Source organism: Streptomyces sp. NPDC032721, assembly GCF_055579625.1.
On record NZ_JBVIMX010000023.1, the window covers coordinates 112,411 to 127,559 of the forward strand.

12 protein-coding genes are annotated in these 15,149 nt (G+C 72.4%); 7 read left to right on the forward strand and 5 right to left on the reverse strand.

Annotated features, from left to right (window positions below):
* Position 1: 1 nt before the first annotated feature.
* Complete coding sequence (locus ACZ5PB_RS36190; RefSeq protein ID WP_468697196.1) at positions 2-463, reverse strand: hypothetical protein; 462 nt, start codon at positions 461-463, stop codon at positions 2-4.
* A gap of 201 nt (positions 464-664) precedes the next feature.
* Here ACZ5PB_RS36190 and ACZ5PB_RS36195 point away from each other — a divergent pair, with 201 nt between their 5' ends.
* The gene (locus ACZ5PB_RS36195) at positions 665-1,468 is read left to right on the forward strand and encodes an SGNH/GDSL hydrolase family protein (protein ID WP_468697197.1); all 804 of its coding nucleotides are present in this window, start codon (positions 665-667) and stop codon (positions 1,466-1,468) included.
* Between the two features lie 88 nt (positions 1,469-1,556).
* Here the strand turns inward: ACZ5PB_RS36195 and ACZ5PB_RS36200 are convergent, their stop codons facing one another.
* Positions 1,557-3,266 (reverse strand): serine/threonine-protein kinase, encoded by a 1,710-nt coding sequence (locus tag ACZ5PB_RS36200; protein WP_468697241.1) that lies wholly within the window; start codon positions 3,264-3,266, stop codon positions 1,557-1,559.
* Between the two features lie 244 nt (positions 3,267-3,510).
* Between ACZ5PB_RS36200 and ACZ5PB_RS36205 the strand changes: the two genes are divergently transcribed.
* On the forward strand, positions 3,511-3,786 hold the full coding sequence (locus ACZ5PB_RS36205; RefSeq protein WP_468697198.1) for a hypothetical protein: 276 nt from the start codon (positions 3,511-3,513) through the stop codon (positions 3,784-3,786).
* Between the two features lie 132 nt (positions 3,787-3,918).
* On the opposite strand, the gene ACZ5PB_RS36210 is transcribed toward ACZ5PB_RS36205, so the two are convergent.
* Genes ACZ5PB_RS36210 through hmgA form a run of 3 tightly spaced genes read right to left on the reverse strand, consistent with a single transcriptional unit; the run spans position 3,919 to position 7,277 of the window.
* Positions 3,919-5,136 carry a type ISP restriction/modification enzyme gene (locus ACZ5PB_RS36210; protein ID WP_468697199.1) on the reverse strand — a complete coding sequence of 406 codons (1,218 nt, stop codon included), beginning with the start codon at positions 5,134-5,136 and terminating at the stop codon, positions 3,919-3,921.
* Between the two features lie 26 nt (positions 5,137-5,162).
* Complete coding sequence (locus ACZ5PB_RS36215) at positions 5,163-5,912, reverse strand: GntR family transcriptional regulator (RefSeq protein ID WP_468697200.1); 750 nt, start codon at positions 5,910-5,912, stop codon at positions 5,163-5,165.
* A 33-nt stretch (positions 5,913-5,945) separates the two neighbouring features.
* Complete coding sequence (gene hmgA / locus ACZ5PB_RS36220; RefSeq protein WP_468697201.1) at positions 5,946-7,277, reverse strand: homogentisate 1,2-dioxygenase; 1,332 nt, start codon at positions 7,275-7,277, stop codon at positions 5,946-5,948.
* Between the two features lie 210 nt (positions 7,278-7,487).
* Here hmgA and ACZ5PB_RS36225 point away from each other — a divergent pair, with 210 nt between their 5' ends.
* The 5 genes from ACZ5PB_RS36225 to ACZ5PB_RS36245 all read left to right on the forward strand — a co-directional run bounded on the left by ACZ5PB_RS36225 (position 7,488) and on the right by ACZ5PB_RS36245 (position 15,049).
* A complete protein-coding gene (locus tag ACZ5PB_RS36225) occupies positions 7,488-9,548 on the forward strand; it encodes a right-handed parallel beta-helix repeat-containing protein (RefSeq protein ID WP_468697202.1) in 2,061 nt (686 codons plus the stop codon).
* Positions 9,545-10,405, forward strand: coding sequence for a cupredoxin domain-containing protein (locus tag ACZ5PB_RS36230; protein WP_468697203.1), 861 nt, complete (start codon positions 9,545-9,547; stop codon positions 10,403-10,405). The genes ACZ5PB_RS36225 and ACZ5PB_RS36230 overlap by 4 nt, the downstream gene beginning before the upstream one ends.
* Positions 10,402-11,736 carry a hypothetical protein gene (locus ACZ5PB_RS36235; protein ID WP_468697204.1) on the forward strand — a complete coding sequence of 445 codons (1,335 nt, stop codon included), beginning with the start codon at positions 10,402-10,404 and terminating at the stop codon, positions 11,734-11,736. The genes ACZ5PB_RS36230 and ACZ5PB_RS36235 overlap by 4 nt, the downstream gene beginning before the upstream one ends.
* A gap of 352 nt (positions 11,737-12,088) precedes the next feature.
* Entirely contained in the window at positions 12,089-12,682 is a 594-nt protein-coding gene (locus ACZ5PB_RS36240; protein ID WP_468697242.1) for a TetR/AcrR family transcriptional regulator, read from the forward strand.
* Positions 12,683-12,781: 99 nt separating this feature from the next.
* Positions 12,782-15,049 (forward strand): molybdopterin oxidoreductase family protein, encoded by a 2,268-nt coding sequence (locus tag ACZ5PB_RS36245; RefSeq protein WP_468697205.1) that lies wholly within the window; start codon positions 12,782-12,784, stop codon positions 15,047-15,049.
* Positions 15,050-15,149: the final 100 nt, after the last annotated feature.

A 15,149-nucleotide genomic window follows, 5' to 3' on the forward strand; every position in this document is an offset into this window, starting at 1 on the left:
GTCAGGATGCCCGCCTTCGCGCCGCACGGCCGGCTCCGCGCCGGACCGCTGTGAGCAGGAGAAGCAGGGCGCTGACCGCGGCGACCACCGCGATCCCGCCCCTGGTCGACCAGAGGTGCATGGCCAGCATCGCTTGAGCCACCAGCAGATTGAGCGCGAGTGCTGCCGACAAGGACGCCACCGCACGCCCGAGCGGTTCCAGCCCGCGCAGCCACATCGCGACCGCCGCACCGGGTACCACCACCATGAAGACGAGGGTGAACGGCGCGCGCAGCGGCGTCTGTCGGTCGGTCAGAGCGAGGAACGCGCCCGCCGCGGCCACCACGATCGCCGCCCCCGCCAGGGAGGGCAGCAGGTCGCGGCCGCGCAGGCCGCTTCCGTCGCCGCCCGGACCGCTGTCCAGGGTGCCGTCACCGCCGTCGTCCACTGATGGCTTGTCACTGATGTTCCTGATGCTCTGCATTGGCGACTTTGCCCCCCGACGCGCCGGATGCCGGGCTTCAATGTCGCGCAGCCGTCCGACCCCCGTCAAGGATGCGAAGAGCTTGTGCAGAAGATCCGGGCCGAATGTTCTTGGCATGAACACTACCGACGGGTCACTGGGGCTGGTAGTAAATGTGTGGCGGCTGGATCAATCCGATTTGGCCTGCTAAGAGGAGGTTCCATGAAATTGACCCGTATTACGGCGTTCTCATGCTCGTTCCTGCTCGCCGGAGTCATCGCCCTCACCGGGGCGGGCGCGGCGCAGGCGGACCAACAGACCCAGGCCGTCGACTACGTGGCCCTCGGTGACTCGTACTCCTCGGGGGTCGGCGCCGGCAGCTACGACGGCAGCAGCTGCAAGCGCAGCAGCAAGGCGTACCCGGCCCTGTGGGCCGCCAAGTCGGCACCCGCGAGCTTCAAGTTCGCCGCGTGCAGCGGTGCTCGTACGGGTGATGTGACCAGCGGTCAGCTCAGCTCCCTGAGCGCGGCCACCGACCTGGTCAGCATCACGGTCGGCGGCAACGACGCGGGCTTCGCCGACGTCATGACCACCTGTGTGCTGCAGGGCGAGTCCGCCTGCATCTCCCGGGTCAACAAGGCACGCGCGTACGTCGACAGCACCCTGCCGGGACTCCTCGACACGGTGTACGACGGCATCAGAGCCAAGGCGCCCGCCGCCCGCGTGGTCGTCCTCGGCTACCCCCGCTTCTACAAGATCGGCGGCACCTGCTCCGTCGGACTCAGCGAGAAGTCCCGGAGCGCGATCAACTCGGCGGCCGACCACCTCAACACCGCCACCGCCAAGCGCGCCGCCGACCACGGCTACTCGTACGCGGACGTCGCGGGCACCTTCACCGGACACGAGATCTGCACCTCGTCCCCGTGGCTGCACAGCCTGAACTGGGGCAACATCGGCGAGTCCTACCACCCCACCGCCGCCGGGCAGTCGGGCGGCTACCTGCCGGTGTTCACCTCGGCCGCCTAGCACCTGGTCCGCCGCACAGGCATCCGTCCCCGCACGTCGTCACTACCTGCACGTCCTCAGTACCGCACGTCCTCAGTACCGCACGTCCTCAGTACCGCTCGTACGGTGTGACAGGCGGCGAGGAGCCCCCGCCCGTGGTGTCCGGGGTCTCCTTGTCGCAGGTCACCGAGAACGCCACCGAGTCGGACGTCACCCGGTGCGGACTCCGCACCTCCAGCTGGACCGAGTCCTTCCAGGTCTCCCCGGTCCGGTACGTCAGCTCCGCGTGGTGCACCTGCTGGGACGTCGTACCCGCCGGGAACTCCAGCGTCTTCCAGCCGCCGTCCGAGGACTCCCCGCTCCTGGTCCTCCAGCGGTACTCGACCTTCTCCGGCGCGCGCCCGACGGTGACCGTGGCGGCGAAGGCGGGTGCCTGGGCCTCGGGGACCGGGCACTTCCCCGAGTAACTGTCGCGCACCGCATGGACGCTGACCTCGACCGTCTGCTGGGGCGGCGGGGTGGTCCTGCCCCCGCTGTTCCCGTTGTTGCCGCTGCCACTGGAGTTGCCGCTGCCGGTGGAGCCGCCCGTGGTGCTGCTGCCGGAGGAGTTTTTCCCGGTGTCACTGGGCTTGGGGCTGCCTCCGGTGCTGCCGGTACCCGTGGCACCGGAGGAGCCGGTGCTTCCGTTGGCGCCGGTCTGTCCCTGCGTGGTGCCGCCGGTGAGGTTGCCCTTGGTGCCGTTGTCCCTCGTCAGCGCGTACACCAGGCCTGCGACGGCCAGCAGCAGTACCGCGACCCCGACCGCCAGCAGGGCCGTCGCGCGGTTCGGCTGCTGTTGCCGCGTGGTGGCCGTCGTCTGTCCGGTGGCCGGGCCGTACCCACCGGTGGCCGGGCCCGTGGAGGGCAGCGGCACCGGCACGGGTGCCGGCCGAGGCGTCGGCCGGGGGGTCGGCCGGGGCGTCGAGGCCGTGACGGTGGGGCTGGCGTGCATGCCCGCGCCCGCCGCACCCGGCACCGTCCCCCCTGCCGCCACCAGCCGCAGCTGCCGCTCCGCCTCGGCCGCCCCCATCCGCTCGGCGGGCTCCTTGCGCAGCAAACCCTCGATCACCGGCCGCAGTGCCCCCGCCCTGGTGGGCGGCGGCAGTTCCTCGTCGACCACCGCACGCAGCGTGGACAGCGGGGTGTCCTGCCGGAACGGCGACGCCCCCTCCACCGCCGCGTACAGCAGCACGCCCAGCGACCACAGGTCCGACTCGGGGCCCGGAGTGCGCCCCAGCGCCCGCTCGGGGGCCAGGAACTCCGGCGAGCCGATCAGCTCACCGGTCATCGTCAGCGCGGAGGTGCCCTCCACCATGGCGATGCCGAAGTCGGTCAGGACGATCCGTCCGTCGTTCCCGAGCAGTACGTTGCCCGGCTTGACGTCCCGGTGCAGCACCCCCGCCTCGTGCGCGGCCCGCAGCGCGGCGGTCACCTCGGCGCCGACCCCGGCGGCCCGCTGCGGGGAGAGGGCGCCCTCGGCGTCCAGCACGTCGGACAGGCTCAGTCCCCGTACCAGCTCCATGACGATCCACGGCCGGCCGTCCTCGGTCGCCACGTCGTACACCGTGACCACGTTGCGGTGCGAGATCCGGGCCGCCGCCCAGGCCTCGCGCTCCAGCCGTGCGTACAGCCGCGACTGGTCGGTGCCGCCGAGACCGGCCGGTGCCCGCACCTCCTTCACCGCGACCTCGCGGCCCAGCACCTCGTCGCGGGCCCGCCAGACGACGCCCATGCCGCCCTGCCCCAAGGGGGCCAAAAGGCGGTATCGGCCCGTCACCACCCGTCCCTCACCCGGCACTTCGCTCACAGGCGTCAGTCCCCCGATCCGCAGCGGAGCGGCATCATGGTCGAAACCATTCCAAGTTAGCTCAACTCCGCGCTCCTGCCGCCTCCTTGAACGATTACGGTCCGTCAACCCCGATACCCCTGTGGTGAATCCTCCGGGCGGGATACACCTGTGTGATGCGGGGGAGATAGGGTTACCCTGCCCGGTGACGGGTGCCCTCGTACGGGTGGGGAGTGACATGGAACAGATAACGGTGCGCAGCAGGCCTCGGGTGCCTGCCATCACATGCGGGAGCAGTGCGACCAGCTCGCGGCTCGACCGCCATCTCTCGGTGCTGGGCGGTCCCGCCGTCCCGCAGCGCGAGACGGCCGAGGCGACGATGCTGATGCGTGAACTGACCTCGCGTGAGGTGCCGCGCACGCGCAACACCAGCAGGGGGACGCGGATCTCGCGGGTCTCCCTCTTCGCGCCGCTGCGGCGGCTGCGACGGTCTTTGTTCGGGAGCCGCGGCTGACAGCTGCCGCCCCGAGCACTGCTCTACGACGAGAGCGCCGCTCCGGTACTCACTGACCCGCTGCCTGTCCATCCGTCATTCCCTGGGCAGGGGTCAGCAGTGCTGGGCGGCGCTTTCGTGCGCCTCGGACTCTCACAGCAGCGCGAACTGCCCGCCCGGGCCCTCCTCCGGCTGGTCGAGGACCGTGGCCGGGCGGCGGGCCGACGCCGGGGCGGGCAGCACGCCGGCCTCGTGGAGATCCTGGCGGCCGAAGGTGTCGTACGAGCCCGGCTCCGGCCGTCCGCCCGCCGCGTCCGCGTACAGCGCCAGGACCGTGATCAGCTCCAGCAGCTCGGAGTTCCACTCCTGGGGCCAGCCCTTCGGGCCGATCGCCGCCAGCCCGCCGCCCTCGGTGCGCGCCGTGCGTTCCTCGAACCAGCGCTCCAGCACCCGCACCCCGCCCACCTCGAACTCCCAGGCCGCCGCCGGGACCGGTGAGATGCGGCCGGTCGCGCCGAGCAGCAGGGCCGCTTCCCCGTGGTCGTAGGAGAGCGAGTCGGGCCGGGGCGGAACCGCCGCGCGGACGTAGGGGCGCTGCCCGCCCGGCAGCCGGGGGCGGTCGCCGCCCCGCGCGCCGCGCAGCAGGACGGTGAGCAGCCGGTGCCCCGCCGCGACGCCGGACGCCCACACCAGGGGATCGCGGGGGAGCGGCACCAAGGGCCCCTTCGGCGAGGGCAGTGCCCCGGCCAGGGCCCAGGCGAGCACGTCCTCGGGGGCGACCTCGCGGCCGTAGCGCGCGGCGAGCAAGGCGGACAGGCCCGGGGCCAAGTTCGGCTCGTGCCCGGCGGGGCGGCGGTAGAGCGGGCGGATGCGGCCCGGGCGTCCGGCGGGCGAGCGGCCGTCGGGCAGCAGCGCGGTGGCGAGCAGGGCGGGGCCGGCCGCCCCGGGGACGTACCCCTGCTCGACGGCGAAGAGCTGGTGCGCGGGGTCGGCGACCCGCCAGAGTTCCGGGCGGGCGGTGTCGATCAGCCGGTGGTCGGGGATCAGCCACTGTTCGTCGAAGGCGCCGTGCAGGACCCGGAGCGGGTCGGGGCAGCGGCCCGACTCGGTGGCGAAGCGGGTGGTGGCGGTGCGCTGGCCGGGCAGGGCGGCCACCGAGGTCTGCGGGGTGCGCTGCCGGGTCGGGGCGAACAGGGAGTCCCGCTCCGGCCCCTGTGCCCGTATCACCGCGTCCCAACGGGCCCGCAGGGACACCGGGTCCGGGCCCATGATCCAGCTCCGGCCCAGGCGCAGCGGCGCCACGGACCACGGCATCAGATCGTCCAGCAGGAGGGGCTGCGGCGTCTCGGCAACATCGCTCACGCCCCGCATCGTAGGCGCTCGGGACGACGGGGACCTCAGTCCGCCTCCACCGTCACCGTGAAGGAGAACCGGTCGCCCCGGTAGCGGATCCGGGCCACGTCCACCACCCGGCCCTGCACGTCGTACGTCACTCCCGTGTAGTGCAGGATCGGCGACAGCAGCGGGACGTTCAGCAGGTCCGCCGTCTCCGGGTCGGCGAGGCGGGCCTCGATGGTGTCGGTGATGCGGCTGATGCGGATGCCGACGACGTCGCGCAGCACCTTCGTCATCGGCCAGCGCTCCAGGTCGTCGGCCTTGATGAGGTCGGCGATCTCCGGACGGACCGCGTTCTGCGCCCAGTTGGTGGGCTCGCCGCTCTCCGCGTCGTGCCGCAGCCGCCGGTACGTCATGACCTCGGAGAGGTCCGTGAAGTACTCGGCCAGCTCGCCGGGGACCGGCACCGGGCCGTGGCCCAGCAGGGTCGTCGGTTCGCCCGACTGCTGGGCCACGATCGCGTCGATCGAGCCGAGGAGGCGGCGCGGGGCGCTCCGCCTGGCCCCCGGCTCGATGAAGGTGCCGCGCCGCCGGTGCCTGCTGATCAGCCCTTCCGACTCCAGCTCCTTGAGTGCCTGGCGCATCGTCAGGACGCTGACCCCGTAGTGCGCGGCGAGCTGCTCCTCGGTGGGCAGCCGCAGCGAGGCGTCCGGGGTGCGGCCGAGTATCGAGGCGCGCAGCGACTGGGAGACCTGATACCAGAGCGGCAGCTTCCGGTTCAGCACGAGGGAGTCGGGGGCGAAGGCGGTCACCTGGGGGTCTCCGTACGGGAAGGGCGCGGCGGCTTACGGGCGGAAGTGGCGCTGGAGACCCTGCCACACCGCGTCGTAGGACGCCTGGAGGTGTCCGGCGGTGGCCGCCTGCTCGGTCGCCGTCACCGGCCAGCGCGTCTCGAACATGAACGCCAGACCGTCGTCGATCTTCTGCGGCTTGAGCTCCGCCGCGCTCGCCCGGTCGAAGGTCTCCCGGTCGGGTCCGTGCGCCGACATCATGTTGTGCAGCGAGCCACCGCCCGGAACGAATCCCTCCGCCTTGGCGTCGTACGCTCCGTCGATCAGGCCCATGTACTCGCTCATCACGTTCCGGTGGAAGTACGGCGGCCGGAAGGTGTCCTCACCGACCAGCCAGCGCGGCGCGAAGACGACGAAGTCGACGCCCGCGAGGCCGGGGGTGTCGGAGGGCGAGGTGAGGACCGTGAAGATCGACGGGTCCGGGTGGTCGTAGGAGATCGTCCCGATGACGTTGAAGCGGTGCAGGTCGTAGACGTACGGGACATGGTTGCCGTGCCAGGCGACGACATCGAGCGGGGAGTGGTCGTAGGTCGCCGACCAGAGGTTGCCGCAGAACTTGTTGACCACCTCCACCGGGCCCTCGACGTCCTCGTACGCGGCGACGGGCGCGCGGAAGTCCCGTGCGTTGGCGAGGCCGTTGGCGCCGATCGGGCCGAGGTCGGGGAGCTGGAAGGGGGCGCCGTAGTTCTCGCAGACGTAACCCCGGGCGGTGGCGTCGAGGAGCTCGACGCGGAAGCGGATGCCGCGCGGGATCAGGGCGACCTCGCCGGGCTCGGCGCGCAGCAGGCCGAACTCGGTGCGGATCAGTAGTCCGCCGTGCTCGGGGACGATCAGCAGTTCGCCGTCGGCGTCGCTGAACACGCGGTGCCGCATGGGGAAGTTGGCGTGGTAGAGGTGGATGGCCATGCCGGTGCGCTGGGTGGCGTCGCCGTTGCCGCCGAGCGTCCACAGGCCGGCCAGGAAGTCGGTGCCGGGCGCCGGGGCGGGCAGCGGGTTCCAGCGCAGCCGGTTCGGGTCGGGCACGGTCTCGGTGAAGGGCGCGCTGCGCAGGTTGCCGTTGTCGGCACGCTGGAACGGCGGGTGCGCGGCCGACGGGCGGATCCGGTACAGCCAGGAGCGGCGGTTGTGGGCGCGCGGCTCGGTGAAGGCGCTGCCGCTCAACTGCTCCGCGTAGAGGCCCAGCGGGGCGCGCTGGGGCGAGTTCCGGCCATCGGGGAGTGCGCCGGGAACGGCTTCCGAGCTGTGTTCGTTGCCGAATCCCGTGGAGTACACCAGGGCCTGTGCGGTCTTCCTGGCCTGTTCGATGCCGTGCCCGCTGTCGCTCATTGTCCGCTCCCGGTGCCACTGACGAAAGAATCCTATGCACAACTGTAGGAATTGGCTGCCCGGGCGTCAACGGGAACCGGGTTGGCGGGAGGGGCGGGTGGGGTGCGATTAGTGCTGAGGGGGCGGGCGAGGCGGCCTTGAAGTGGGGTCCGGGAATTGGTGCTGCGCGGGGGGATCCAAGAACATGAACATTGCTCTACTCTCTCGCGCATGTCGTGGACACGCTCGTTCCGCACGTGGCCGGCCGCCCTCCTGGCCGCCCTCCTGGCCCTCACCCTCGCCCTCCTCGCCGCGCCCGCCGCGCAGGCCCACGAGGAACGCCCCGTCACCTTCCCGGACGGCTCGGGCAGCGTCCCCACGTACCGGGGCGGCGAACCGGACCTGATCGTCTGCAAGACCGACAGGGCGGACTTCGAGCGCCGCATCTCCGGATTCCCGCAGCAGCTGAAGGCCCGTAACCTCGCGCTCTTCGCCCGCTGCGCCACCTCCGGCTACCGCCACCTGCAACAGGCCGTCGACGCCGCGAAGAAGCCGGGCACGAACATCGCGGTGCTGCCGGGGCTGTACGAGGAGGACCCGTACACCGCCGGGCCGACCGGGGCCTGCGCCTCGCTGAAGGCCCGCAAGTCGCAGCTCGGCTACCAGATCCTGTCGTTCGCCCAGCAGAAGCAGTGCCCGCACAACCAGAACCTGGTGGCGATCCTCGGCAAGAAGGACCTCCAGATCGAGGGCACCGGCGCCCGGCGCACCGACGTCGTGTTCGATGCCAAGTACCGCAAGCTCAACGCGATACGCGCGGACGAGTCCGACGGGGTCTACTTCAAGAACTTCACCGCGCAGCGCACCACCTTCAACTCGCTGTACGTCCTGGCGGGCGACGGCTTCGTCATCGACGACGTACTGACCCGGTGGAACGACGAGTACGGTTTCCTGACCTTCGCCAGCGACCACGGCCTCTACAAGAACTGCGAGTCCTACGGCAACGGCGACTCCGGCATCTACCCCGGCAGCGCCTCCGACATCAACAACGGCCGGGGCTACGACGTCCCGCGCTACTCCATCGAGATCACCGGCTGCCGCAGCCACCACAACATGGTCGGCTACTCCGGCACGGCGGGCGACTCCGTCTACGTCCACGACAACGAGTTCGACCACAACATGGGCGGCGCCTCGATGGACAGCGCCTTCCCCGGACACCCCGGACTCCCGCAGAACCACGCCCGGTTCGAGCGCAACCTGATCCACGACAACAACGAGGACTACTACCCGTACGTCGCGGACGGCACCTGCGCCAAGCAGCCCGCCGAGCGCGGCTACGAACGCGGCGTGGTCTGCCCGCAGATCTCCATGCCGCCCGGCTCGGGCATCATCACCGCGGGCGGCAACTGGAACCGCTACGAGAACAACTGGGTGTACGGACACGAACGCGCCGGCTTCGTCCTGCACGCCGTACCCGCCTTCATCCGGGGCGAGGAGGCCTGGTCGAAGCAGGCCGACACCTCGCACCACAACCGGTACGCCGGGAACGTGCTCGGCAAGGACAGGGCGGGCAGGTCCGCGCCCAACGCCACCGACGTCTTCTGGGACGGACAGGGCGAGGGCAACTGCTGGGACGGGGACTCCGGAGCCAGCACCCCGCGCGCGCTCCCGGAGTGCGGGAAGCGCCTCGGCGAGCTGTCCGGCGGCTCGGACCGCCTCGTCGGCGAACCGGTGAAACTGGCCCAACTGCTGGTCTGCGCCGACTACAACGTCCAGGCACGGCGGCTGCCCGCCGGCTGCGACTGGTACGGGGCCACCGGCATCTCCCGGGTCGAGACACAGCTCGCGCTGGCCGTGGCGGCGGTGCTGGCACTGGTCGGGGGAGTGCTGTGGTGGCGCAGGCTGCGGCAGCACCGGATCGCGACCGTGGCCACCGTGCTGGGGGCCGTCGGCCTGGTGCTCGACGTCGTCGGGTCCACCAGGCCGCTGAACTCCGGCTACCTGCCCGCCCTGGCGCTCCTGCTGATGGGCGTCTGGTGGACGGCCGTCGGGCTCGCCCTGCGCGGGCAGCGCCGGTGGCTCGGCCGAACCACCGTCCTCCTCGGCGGGCTCACCCTGCTCGACGCCTTCGACAAGGCGGTGGTGATGATCCCCTGGATCCCGCTGGGACCGGCCTGGATGCGCGGGCTGCTCGCCGTGGTGTGGGTGCTCTGGGCAGTGGTCGCCGCCGCCCGGCACGGCGCGGAACCCGAACCGGCGCCCGTGTCCGAGCGGACCGGGGTCGCCGCATGAAGCTCACCGCGAGCACCAGGACCCGCGCGCTCCTCAGCGGCGCTCTGCTCGCCCCGGCCGTTCTGCTGACCGGGTGCGGCGAGCCGACCACCACCCACCACAGGCCCGGCACCGGCCACGAGGTCGCCACCGGGACGTCCGGGCGGCTCCTGGACACCAAGGACGAGGAGGGCCACCGGCTGCGGGAGGTCGACGCCGGGGGAGCACCCGGGGTGAAGGTGACCGTCCGGCCCGACTCCGAGGACGGCTGGAACCTCCAACTGACCCTCCAGCGCTTCCGGTTCACCCCCGACAGCACCGGCGGAGCAGCCCTCCCCGGCAGCGGCCACGCCCACCTCTACCTCGACGGACGCGAACTGGCCCGCCTCTACGGCCCCTGGCACCACCTGCCGAGGAGCGCAGCCCCCAAGGGCGCGCACACCCTCACCGTGCGCCTGCACGCCGACGACCACACCGTCTGGGCGGTCAAGGGCAAACCGGTGGAGGGCACGACGCCCCTCACGCAGTCGGCACCCGGCCCCACCACGCCCGGTACCGCGACACCCGGAACCGCGACACCCGGCGCCGGCGCCCCCGACCAGGCGCCGCCCAAGGCCGACCGGACCGTCGACATCACGATCGCCGACGGCAAGGTCACCCCCGCGCCCGGCCGCACCGAGCTCAAGAAGGGACAGCGCGTCGCGCTCGGCGTGATCAGCGACAAGGACGACACCCTGCACGTCCACGGCTACGACCGGAAGGCGGAACTGCCCGCCGGGCAGCGCACCGTCCTCTCGTTCGTCGTCGACCGCACCGGCCTCTTCGAGGTCGAGACACACGGGTCCGAGCTGCTCCTGACCCAACTCGCCGTGCGGTGAACACCCTCGCGCACGGCATCGGCTCCCAGCACGACCTGCCCCTCTCGCCCTTCTACGCCTTCGCGGGCGCCTTCGCCGCGCTCCTCGTCTCCTTCCTCGCACTCGGCCTGCTCTGGTCAGCCTCCCGCTTCCGCGGCGACCGCGCGGGCCGTCCGCTCCCCGCCGTATTCCAGGGCCTCGCCGACGCCCGCGCCACCCGCACCGCACTGCGCGCACTCGGCCTGGCCGCCGCCCTGTTCGTCGCTCTCCACCTCCTCCTGGGCCCCGACGACCCGGACCGCAACCCCGCCCCCGGCGCGGTCCACGTCCTGCTCTGGGTCGGCCTGGTCCCCGCCTCCCTCCTCCTGGGCCCCGTCTGGCGCCTCCTCAACCCCCTGCGTACGCTCCACCTCCTGTTCCGCCGCGCCCGGGACCGCGCCCCCGACGCGGGCCGCCCGCTCCCGCCCCGCCTGGGCCTGTGGCCGGCCGCCGCCGGACTGCTCGCCTACACCTGGCTCGAACTCGCCGCCCCCGACTCCGCGTCGAGCCCCGTCCTGCTCGCCTTCCTCGGCAGCTACGCCACCGTCCACCTGCTCGGCGCCGCCCGGTACGGCTCCCGCTGGTTCGCCACCTCGGACGCCTTCGAGGTGTACTCCACCCTGCTCGCCCACCTCTCCCCGCTGGGCAGACGACGCGACGGCCGCCTGGTGCTGCGCTCGCCCTTCAACGGACTCGACGCGATCGGGCAGCGCCCCGGCCTGGTCGCCGTCCTCTGCGTCCTCCTCGGTTCCACCGCGTACGACGGCTTCTCCGACGCCCCCTCCTGGATCACCACCGTCCAGACCTCGCCGCTGGGCCGCACCCCCACGGCCACACTCGGACTGCTCGGCGCCATCGCCCTGGCCGCCGCGCTCTACTGCCTGTGTGCCGGAGCCACCCGCCTGATCTCGGGCAGTACCAGCACCAGCACCAGCACCAGCGCCGGCCCCGGGTCCGGGTCCGGGCGCCCACTTCCGCACCCCCTCACCGCCTTCGCCCACTCCCTCCTGCCCATCGCGCTCGGCTACCTCGTCGCCCACTACTTCACGCTGCTGGTCACCGAAGGACCGCGTACTTTCATGCTGGCACTCGGCACTGACAATCCGGCCCCGCCCGAACCACCCCTGTCCCCGGGCGCCATCGCCGCCCTCCAGGTCGGCGCCGTCGTCACCGGCCACGTGCTCGGTGTGATCGCCGCCCACGACCGGTCCGTCCGGCTCTTCCCGCCCCACCGCGCGGTCGCGGGCCAGCTCCCGCTGCTGGTGCTGATGATCGCGTACACCACGGGAGGGCTCAGCCTGCTGCTCGCGTGAGGTCCGGGGCCGATACCCCCGCGTGCGTTCTGACATGCCGACGCTCTCCGCGTACGACAGGAGCGGCATCATGGTGTCCGTGTCCCCAGAGTCCCCGGTCAGCCCAGAGTCCCTAGTCGGTCAGACGTCCCGCGTCGGTCCGTCGTCCTCGGTCGGTCAGACGTCCCCGGTCGGTCCGTCGTCCTCCCTCGCTCCGGTTCCCGCAGCCGCCCAGGCGCCCCCGAAGTGCGTGGCCGGTACGGCAGATGCCGCAGAGGGGGAGGATGCCGTCGACGTGACGGACGCGGCCGACGCGGCAGGCGCAGCCGATCCGGCCGATCCGGAGTCCCCGGCCGGTCGCACCGGCCGCCCGGTGCTCCGCCGCGAGCCCGTGCAGCAGCGCAGCGCCAAGCGCCTCGCCCGGATCCTGGACGCCTGTGCCGAGCTCCTCGACGAGACCGGCTACGAGCACCTGTCCACCCGTGCCGTCGCCACCCGCGCCGGAGTTCCCATCGGCTCGGTCTACCGCTTCTTCTCCAACAAGCGCGCCATGGCCGACGCCCTGGCGCAGCGCAACCTCGACACCTACGCCCAGGCCATCGCCCACCGCCTGGAGACGATCCCCCCGGCCGACTGGCGCGCGACGGTCGACGCGGTCCTGGACGAGTACCTGGTGATGAAGCGCACCCGGCCGGGCTTCGCGCTGGTCGAGTTCATCGCTCCCGCACGGGCCGGGGAGCCCGACAACCGGGTGGCCGACCGGCTCATCGACCTGCTCCCCGCCCATCTGGGCCGCACCCCGGACGCGCACCTGCGCCGGATCTTCACCGTCGCCGTCGAAGCCGCCGACTCCGTACTCCAACTCGCCTTCCGGAACGACCCGTTGGGCGATCCGGAGATCATCGCCGAGACCCGGGTGCTGCTCCGCGCCTACCTCGCGGGAGTTCTCGACCGCCCCCGCGACTGACCTCGGGGCTGCCCCGCGCTCGGCCCCTCGCCGAAGTGCGTACCGGTCGGTATGCTCGGCTGCGCCCATGCGCCACCGACGCCGCCACGGGGAGCACCCATGTCCGAACACTCCCGTACCGCCCCGCGCATCTGCCCGCTCTGCGAGGCCACCTGCGGCCTGACCCTCACCCTGGAGGGCACCCGGGTCACCGGCGCACGCGGTGACGCCGACGACGTGTTCAGCCGGGGCTTCATCTGCCCCAAGGGCGCCGCCTTCGGCGAACTGGACTCCGACCCGGACCGGCTCACCGCACCCCTGATCCGTACCGACGGCGCACTCCGCGAGGCGAGTTGGGCCGAGGCCTTCGACCTGATCGCGGCCCGCATCCGGCCGCTCGTCGAGGAGTACGGCGGCAACGCGGTCGGCGTCGTCCTCGGCAACCCCAACGTCCACACCATGGCGGGCGCCCTCTACCCGCCCGTGCTGCTCGCCGCGCTCGGCACCCGCAACCTCTTCACCGCCAGCACCCTCGACCAGATGCCCAAGCACGTCTCCAGCGGGCTGCTCTTCGGCGACCCCTTCGCCATCCCCGTACCCGACCTGGACCGCACCGACCACCTCCTGCTGCTCGGCGCCAACCCCCTCGACTCCAACGGGAGTCTGTGCACCGCCCCCGACTTCCCCGGCAAGCTCAAGGCGCTCAAGGCGCGCGGCGGCACCCTCACCGTGGTCGACCCGCGCCGCACCCGTACGGCGAAACTCGCCGACCGGCACCTCGCGATCCGGCCCGGCGCCGACGCAGCCCTCCTCGCAGCCCTCGCCCACGTCCTCTTCGAGGAGAAGCTCGTGGCGCCCGGGGAGCTCGAAGGGCAGCTGTCGCAGATGGACGAAGTCGCCGCCGCAGTCGCCGGGTTCACGCCGGAGAAGGTCGCCGGGGTCTGCGACGTACCGGCCGACGACATCAGGGCCGTGGCACGCGAACTGGCCGCCGCGCCCACGGCGGCCGTGTACGGGCGGGTCGGCAGCTCCACCGTCGAGTTCGGCACCCTCGCCAACTGGCTTATCGACGTGCTCAACGCGCTGACCGGCAACCTGGACCGCCCCGGCGGCGCCCTCTTCCCGCTCTCCGCGACCTCGGCCAAGCCGCGAACTCCCGGACCCGGCAGGGGATTCGACCTCGGCCGGTGGCACAGCAGGGTCGGCGGCCACCCCGAGGCCAAGGGCGAACTGCCGCTCGCCGCACTCGCCGAGGAGATCGACACCCCGGGCGAAGGGCGGATCCGCGCGCTGATCTCCATCGCCGCCAACCCGGTCCTCTCCGCCCCGGACGGCGACCGGCTCGACGCCGCGCTCGCCGACGGCCTCGACTTCATGGTCAGCGTCGACCCGTACCTCAACGAGACCTCCTGCCGCGCGGACGTCGTCCTGCCGCCCCCGCCGCCCTCCCGCAGCGCCCACTTCGACTTCGCCTTCAACGGGTTCGCCGTCCGCAACCAGGTCCGCTACACCCCGGCCGTACTCCCGCTCGAAGCGGACCGGATGGACGAGTGCGAGATCCACGCCCGCCTCGTACTGGCCGTCGGCGGCATGCACGGCGCCGACCCCGCCACCGTGGACGAATCGGTCATCGCCCGTACGCTCGCGAAGGCCGGGGCACCGGAGGAACTGGCCGCGAGCCTCACCGGCGACAGCGGGCCGGAACGCCGCCTCGACCTGATGCTCAGGCTCGGCCCGTACGAAGGCCTGACGCTGGAGAAACTCCGCGCCGCCCCGCACGGCATCGACCTCGGACCGCTGCTGCCCAGGCTCGGCCAGGTCCTGCGGACCCGCAGCGGACGCGTCGAGCTGCTGCCCGCACCCCTCGCGGCGGACCTGCCGCGACTGCGCCGGGCGGTGGAGGAGCACCGGACGGGCGGCAGCCTGCTCCTGGTCGGCCGCCGCCACCTGCGGTCCAACAACAGCTGGATGCACAACGTCCCCGCCCTCAACGGCGGTTCGAACCGCTGCACCCTCCAGGTCCACCCCGACGACGCCCGCCGCCTCGGCCTGGCGGACGGCGCGACGGCCCGGATCACCGGCGACGGCGGGGAGGTACGGGCCCCGGTGGAGATCACCGACGCGGTACGGGTCGGAGTGGTGAGCCTGCCGCACGGCTGGGGCCACGACCGCCCCGGCACCCGGATGACGGTCGCCGCCGGACGGCCGGGCGTCAACGTCAACCAACTCCTGGACGGCACCCGGCTGGACCCGCTGTCGGGCACGGCGGTGCTGAACGGGTTCCCGGTGGAGGTGGCGGCAATGGCGGACGGGACCACGGAAGCCGAGTCCACCGCTCGGCCCGGCACCCGCTCGGCCTCCTCCGCCGGCCGCACCCCCGCCGGATAGGGCGCGTCTACGCCGGGGACTGTGGGACGGATGCATGGGTACGTGCCTCCGGGGACCTATGGGGCGGGTCGGCCGAGACTGGCGAATTACTGATGGCGGC